Source organism: Geoalkalibacter sp. (assembly GCF_030604225.1).
Taxonomy (GTDB): Bacteria; Desulfobacterota; Desulfuromonadia; order Desulfuromonadales; family Geoalkalibacteraceae; genus Geoalkalibacter.
The window spans coordinates 1-3649 of sequence record NZ_JAUVWH010000192.1; the positions used below are offsets into that span (position 1 = coordinate 1).

General features: G+C 64.1%; 8 protein-coding genes. 1 reads left to right on the plus strand and 7 read right to left on the minus strand.

Annotated features, from left to right (window positions below):
- Positions 1 to 46 precede the first annotated feature (46 nt).
- From mbhE to QAT43_RS14565, 5 genes are read right to left on the minus strand one after another with little or no spacing between them, the layout of a single operon-like run.
- Positions 47 to 319, minus strand: a complete 273-nt coding sequence (gene mbhE, locus QAT43_RS14545) for a hydrogen gas-evolving membrane-bound hydrogenase subunit E (RefSeq protein WP_305043812.1) — start codon at positions 317 to 319, stop codon at positions 47 to 49.
- Complete coding sequence (locus tag QAT43_RS14550) at positions 316 to 561, minus strand: Na(+)/H(+) antiporter subunit B (RefSeq protein WP_305043813.1); 246 nt, start codon at positions 559 to 561, stop codon at positions 316 to 318. The genes mbhE and QAT43_RS14550 overlap by 4 nt, the downstream gene beginning before the upstream one ends.
- Positions 558 to 884, minus strand: coding sequence for a monovalent cation/H(+) antiporter subunit G (mnhG, locus tag QAT43_RS14555; protein ID WP_305043814.1), 327 nt, complete (start codon positions 882 to 884; stop codon positions 558 to 560). Before mnhG ends, QAT43_RS14550 begins: the two co-directional genes overlap by 4 nt.
- Positions 884 to 1189 (minus strand): monovalent cation/H+ antiporter complex subunit F, encoded by a 306-nt coding sequence (locus QAT43_RS14560; RefSeq protein WP_305043815.1) that lies wholly within the window; start codon positions 1187 to 1189, stop codon positions 884 to 886. The genes mnhG and QAT43_RS14560 overlap by 1 nt, the downstream gene beginning before the upstream one ends.
- On the minus strand, positions 1189 to 1674 hold the full coding sequence (locus QAT43_RS14565; RefSeq protein WP_305043816.1) for a Na+/H+ antiporter subunit E: 486 nt from the start codon (positions 1672 to 1674) through the stop codon (positions 1189 to 1191). The genes QAT43_RS14560 and QAT43_RS14565 overlap by 1 nt, the downstream gene beginning before the upstream one ends.
- A 204-nt stretch (positions 1675 to 1878) precedes the next feature.
- Here QAT43_RS14565 and QAT43_RS14570 point away from each other — a divergent pair, with 204 nt between their 5' ends.
- The gene (locus tag QAT43_RS14570) at positions 1879 to 2670 is read left to right on the plus strand and encodes a carbon-nitrogen family hydrolase (RefSeq protein WP_305043817.1); all 792 of its coding nucleotides are present in this window, start codon (positions 1879 to 1881) and stop codon (positions 2668 to 2670) included.
- 3 nt (positions 2671 to 2673) lie between these two features.
- On the opposite strand, the gene QAT43_RS14575 is transcribed toward QAT43_RS14570, so the two are convergent.
- Entirely contained in the window at positions 2674 to 3015 is a 342-nt protein-coding gene (locus QAT43_RS14575; protein WP_305043818.1) for a hypothetical protein, read from the minus strand.
- A 7-nt stretch (positions 3016 to 3022) separates the two neighbouring features.
- Positions 3023 to 3649: cation diffusion facilitator family transporter (locus QAT43_RS14580; protein WP_305043819.1), on the minus strand; the 627-nt coding region annotated here is incomplete at its 5' end.

Consider the following 3649-nt stretch of genomic DNA (forward strand, 5'->3'; position numbering starts at 1 on the left):
AGATCTTCGCCCATGGCGCCGCCGCGGGCGCGCTCTTGCAGGATCTTCATGCCTTCATGCTCCGCAGAACGCCGATGACGGCCATGCCGGCGCAGTAGATGACCACCAGTTCGAACATGGTGTCGTAACCGCGGTAGTCGCCGAGCACGGCGGTCACCAGGTTGGGGGTGTGGGTGGTCTTGACCGCCTCCTCGATGTAGCCCACGGAGACATGGGCGTTGGCCGGCGATGCGGGATCACCCCAGGCGGCGAACTCGCCGGTGCCGTAGAGCAGGATGGCACCGGTCAGCAGCGTGGCGAGAAAAGCGAGCAGCTTCAATCCTTACTCCTTCGACTGGTGCGCAGGATGGCGGCGATGAACAAAATGGTACTGACCCCGGCGCCCACCGTCGCCTCGGTGAAAGCCACGTCGACGGCGCCCATCTCGGCCCACAGCAGGCACATGAGAAAACTGTAGGCGCCGAAAATCATGGTGGCGCTCAGCAGATCGCGCACGGTGATGGCGCCGATGGCGCAGATCACCAGCAAGGTCAGAATCAGCAGATCCAGTTGCCAGATCATTTCTTGCCCTCCCGACGCTCCCAGGGCTCGACGCCCAGCACCAGCGCGGCCCGGGTAATGGCGTGGCAGGCGGTGGGACTGGCGATGAAGACAAAGCCGGCGATGGCGAGAATCTTCAGACTCACCAGCAGTTCGGCGAAGGTCCAATCCTGCAGGGTGAAGAGCGCCACGGCGAACAAAGCGAGCATGCTCGCCAGGGTGTCGCATTTGCCGGCGGCGTGCAGGCGCGTGTAGAAATCAGGAAAACGCAGGATGCCCAAGGTGCCGACGGCGAAAAAGAACACGGCCGCCGCCAGCACCAGGGCGACGATGAAGGACAGCATCAGGGCACCTCCTTGGACGGCGCCTGTTCGTCCTCGAGGCGCACGCTGCGCCGCCGCAGGAAGAACTTGGTCGCTCCGAGGGTCGCGATAAAGTTGAGCAGGGCATAGGCCAGGGCGATGTCGACGAACATGGCCACGTCGCGGTAGAGCAGGCCGATGAGCAGCAGCAGCACCGTGGTCTTGGCGCCGACCACGTTGACGCCGACGATGCGGTCAAGCACCGTGGGCCCGCCCACCACGCGATACAGGCTCGCCAGGATGAGCAGGGTCAATATGATCGCCGCGCCGAGAAAAACCGTCTCCATCAGACCTTCTCTCCTTCCAGGGCCGCCGCCACGCGGCGCTCCATCTCGCCGGGCAGGCTGCCCGCCGAATCGTCCGTGAGGGCATAGACGGTGAATTCGTCGCCATCGACATTGACGGTGATGGTGCCCGGCGTCAGGGTGATGGACTGGCCGAAGGTGACCCGCGCGAAGGGTGTCTTGAGCCGGGTACGAAAGCGAATGATCTGCGGGTTGATGCGCTCGAGCATGCGCGGGTGCAGGACGATGGCCGCCACCTGCACGTTGGCCACCACGATCTGCCAGAACAGCCAGGGCAGATAGAGCGCCAGGCCGATCAGGCTGCGCGGACTGCTCGGCAGCTTGCCGCCGGCGAACAGCAGGTCGCTCGACAGCCAGGCGACGAGAGCGCAGGACAGGACTCCCAGGGACAGATGGAAGGCATCGAACATCCCCGAGAGCATGATCCAGAACAAAAACAGGATGACGAAGGTGATCAGCCGGGCCATAAGCAACCTATTGCCCGCAAGACGCGGGGAAATTTAAAACGGGATTAAGATTAATCGGGCCGTTCCGGGGTGTCAAGGCAAACCGGTAAAAACTGGTTCATTTCCGGTTGTGGGCGGCTCGAGGATGACCTATAATCCCTCGCGGACCACCCAGGAAAAGACAAGAACTCGATACTTTTAAAACATTGTTCTCTTGGAGGCAAGATGAATCGACAAATCCGTGCCGCCGCCGTGCAGTTCAACATCGCCCTCGGCGAGATCGCCGTCAATCGCGCCAAGGCCTTCGCCGCCCTCGAGCGCCTGGCCGCGGACGGCTGCGATCTGGCCGTGCTGCCCGAAATGTGGAGCTGCGGCTACGATTATCGCCGCCTCGCCGAGTTGGCCGAGCAGACCCCGCACCTGCTCGCCGAACTGCGTGAACTCAGCGCGCGCCTCGGCCTGGTGGTGGTCGGCAGCCTGCCGGAGAAGCAGGACGGCAAGCTCTACAACACCGCCAGGGTCATCGATCGGGGCGAGGCGCGCGGCAGCTATCGCAAGCTGCACCTGTTCTCCAACATGGGCGAGGACCGCTTTCTCGCCGCCGGCGACCACACCCTGGTGGCGCCCACCTCGGTGGGCCGCCTGGGCGTGGCGATCTGCTACGATCTGCGCTTTCCCGAACTCTTTCGCAAGCTGGCCCTGGAAGGCGCGGAGATTCTCTGTCTGCCCGCCGAATGGCCCAAGCCCCGCCAGGAGCATTGGCGCACCCTGTTGCGGGCGCGCGCCATCGAAAACCAGCAGTTCGTGGTGGCGGCCAACTGCTGCGGCATTCAGGGCAAGCTGGATTTTTTCGGCATGAGCCTGCTGATTTCGCCCTGGGGCGAGGTGCTGGCGGAAGGCGGGGAGCAGGACGTGGAAACGCGCGCCCTCTTCGACTTCGAGGAGATGGTGAGTTTTCGGAGCAAGATTCGCTGCTTCGAGGATCGCCGCCCGGAGATCTACGGCACCCTGCCCTGAGCCTTAGCGGCTGAGGGGTTTCGCCTCGCCGCGGTAGCGCGGCGGCACCTCATCGAGCGTATCGACCAGGTGCAGCGCACCCGTCTCATCGGCGTAGAGGTAGCCGCCGGCATCCGCTTGCTTGCCCTTGGGCGCGGCGGGCGCGCGGTCGATGATCCCCTCGATGCTCAGGGATGGCTCCGCGCCGCTCAACCGCAGCAGGCGATTGCGGAAATCGACGTAGAAGCGTCGCGCCTCGCGGTAGCCGGGGACATCGAGATCGGTGCGCAGCAACGCCTGATCGACGGCCGCCAACAGCAGGACGAAGAGCAGCCCCCAGACGACCAGACCAAAGATTTTCTTCATATCCCCCTCAATGATGCGAATGGTCGTGATGGTGCGCGCCGTGGCCGTGACTGCACAGACTGGAGCGCCGTTCCCGATGGTGGAGTTGCTGGATCACCGGCCCGCTCAGGCAGCGCGAGCACTCGCCCTGCAGGGTGGTGTGGGTGATGTGGTAGTCGTGGTCGAGCATCTCCTCGATTTCGCCGATGATCTGCCCCTGGCGCAGGCGGTACTCGGGCTCGATGTCGATATGCGCCGAGAGCGAGGTGATGTGCGAGCAGATCGACCAGCAGTGCAGGTGGTGCACGTCGTTGACCCCCTTGACGGCGCGCATTTTCGCCACGATCTCGTTGATATCGATGTGCGGCGGCACCCCTTCGAGGAGGATGTGGCCGGCGGCGCGGATCACGCGCAGCGCGCCGAAGCCGATGATCAGGGCGATGGCCACGGAAATCAGCGCGTCCACCACGTACCAGCCGGTGAACAGCATGATCAGTCCGCCGAGGATCACGCCCACCGAGGCGATGGCATCGCCCAGCACATGGAGAAAGGCGCTGCGCACGTTGAGATCGTCATGGGAGTGGCCGTGCAGGCGCGAGGCCACCACCAGGTTCATGACCAGGCCGACGGTGGCGATGACGAACATCTCCAGGCT